Source organism: Pseudomonas sp. RL_105y_Pfl2_101, from assembly GCF_963970585.1.
Lineage (GTDB): Bacteria > Pseudomonadota > Gammaproteobacteria > Pseudomonadales > Pseudomonadaceae > Aquipseudomonas.
Window position 1 is genome coordinate 1 of the sequence record NZ_CAXAPG010000102.1, and the last position, 2,046, is coordinate 2,046.

Sequence of the window (2,046 nt, forward strand, 5' to 3'; positions counted from 1 at the left end):
TGCGGGTCTGCTTGCGCTTGCCGGCGTACTCGGCATCGGCGAAGGTCATCTGTTTCATCATTGAAAAGCTCGGCGACTGGTGTCCGGTGATTTTGCCTAATCAGGAAGTCTTTTTCAGAGTTTCCCTCAAGGTCTGGTTGCCATGGATGTCATATTCGCTTCTTTCGACGTCTATACGCCATTCACGCGCATCGTCCGTCAATTCCCAGCGGGTAATCGCCTCTTTCGGCAACTGACACTGGCGTGGCTGGGCATCGAAAGACAAGGTATCGTCATCGTCCGCGTAGTAACGGGTCGTTTGTGTCTGTTGATGCGTGCCCTGCAAGGTCGTTTCCGAAACCAGCAAGTGGAAGCGGTTGAAGCGGCGTGTCACGCTGCGCACCTCGTCGTTCCCGACCATCAGTTTTTCAGTGGACTCATACTCGTAGCGATCGAGGACTTTATACAGGTTGTCCAGGCCATCGTTCTCCACATGGACCACATTCGGATAGCCGAGGAAATTATGCCCATCGGCGCCATAGGTGTACTTCACCGTGATGGGTCTCTGATCACCGCCAGGGTCGGTAATATGATCGGTCACCCTGGGCAACTTACGTTGCGGGTTGTCTTTATCAGGAAAACCCTTGGGGGCTAGCCAAGGAGCAGCGTAGCGAGACCGCCAAACGTACCGACATCCGCAATCCGTTGCGCTTTCAGGGGCAGTACTTCGATGTCGAAACCGGGCTGCACTACAACCGCTATCGGTACTATGATCCGCAAGTGGGTCGGTTTATCGGCAAGGATCCGATTGGGTTTGCGGGTGCCTTCAATGTGTATTCCTATGCGCCGAATCCGGTAGAGTGGGTTGATGCGCTTGGGTTATCTAAAAAGATGGGAGATACAAGATGTAATTGTTCCCCTTGCCCGAGCTCACCACTGCAAGTAGATCCAAGGAACTTGCGGTCTCGACAAACAAGAGCAGAAATGTCTAGAAACAGGGTGGACAAACTCACTTCGAGAATGAGAAAAGACGGATATGATGAAAGCTATCCAATTGACGTTGCTAACGTTGATGGCAGCCTCATAATAATCGACGGACACCATCGAGCCCAAGCTGCCACGAGGGCTCGCATTGGCCAAGTTCCGGTAATTGTTCACAGCATTGACCCAGAAACCGCCAAAAAACTTCAAAACGATAGAGATGAGTCGAGGTGTCAATGAAAAAAATAACCCTATATCAATTTTTTGAAATACTTAAAAAATTTTCCAACACTCAAGGAATGCTGATAGCAGAATTTCTCAAGGCGCCAGAGACACAAACGGAATGGCCAAAACATGGGAAAGTCACAATTAACGGAAAAACATGGGAGTTCAGAAAACATGGAGCAGGCATCTGCTTTACAAATACAGAAACAAAAGAAGAAATCGATGTTCACAAAGGCCTGGAATCAGCCCCATACACAGCTGACGAATGGAGGCTAGAAACTTATTTTACATCACTAGAAAGAATTACCGTATCGCACGACCAAATAGAATTTGACTTACACACTAAAGATAGCTTAAGAAAACTGATGCGCACTCTACAAAACTCGTCAATTACAATACCAATAGATTACGAGACAATAACTTAACCACAATGCGAGTCACAGGCGAACCAGCACGCAAACATACAAAGAACCACTCAACTAAGTGCCTGAAGAAAAGTTTTCACGTATTTCCAATGCGTGCATTTTTTGCGGAGACCATGCTGCACAAGGACTTCAACCAAAATCCACTGACCAGCAAAACGCGAAAACCTCTATCCGAGTACTTAAAAAACAGAAGTCGGACAAAATAAAATGAAAGCAGTCGTTCGCTTAGGAGACACAACAGACCACGGCGGTGTTGTCACCGAATCCATTCCCCACACCAACCTCAACGGTAAACCGATGGCTGGCAAGGGCCACATGGTGATGTGCCCCTTATGCAAAGGCCCCTTCCCGATCGCCGAAGGCAGCAGCACCTATTCCGTCAACGGTATCCCCGTAGCCTTGGATGGCATGAAGACCACCTGCGGCGCCACCCTGA

At 48.8% G+C, this 2,046-nt stretch carries 4 protein-coding genes; 3 read left to right on the top strand and 1 reads right to left on the bottom strand.

From position 1 onward, the window contains the following. Positions 1-100 precede the first annotated feature (100 nt). On the bottom strand, positions 101-580 hold the full coding sequence (locus AACY31_RS28535) for a hypothetical protein (protein WP_339505617.1): 480 nt from the start codon (positions 578-580) through the stop codon (positions 101-103). Positions 581-672: 92 nt separating this feature from the next. On the opposite strand from AACY31_RS28535, the gene AACY31_RS28540 reads away from it, so the two are divergent. The 3 genes from AACY31_RS28540 to AACY31_RS28550 all read left to right on the top strand — a co-directional run. Next, positions 673-1,200 (top strand): RHS repeat-associated core and ParB domain-containing protein, encoded by a 528-nt coding sequence (locus AACY31_RS28540; protein ID WP_445261598.1) that lies wholly within the window; start codon positions 673-675, stop codon positions 1,198-1,200. Further along, a complete protein-coding gene (locus AACY31_RS28545) occupies positions 1,197-1,610 on the top strand; it encodes a DUF6896 domain-containing protein (protein ID WP_339483720.1) in 414 nt (137 codons plus the stop codon). The genes AACY31_RS28540 and AACY31_RS28545 overlap by 4 nt, the downstream gene beginning before the upstream one ends. Positions 1,611-1,817: 207 nt before the next feature. Continuing rightward, positions 1,818-2,046, top strand: a 229-nt coding sequence (locus tag AACY31_RS28550) for a PAAR domain-containing protein (protein ID WP_339505618.1), incomplete at its 3' end; no start/stop codon positions are given.

What these genes read in the sequence shown, in the direction of transcription:
- AACY31_RS28545 (WP_339483720.1), top strand. Translation starts at nt 1,197, where the DNA reads ATGAAAAAAATAACCCTATATCAATTTTTTGAAATACTTAAAAAATTT.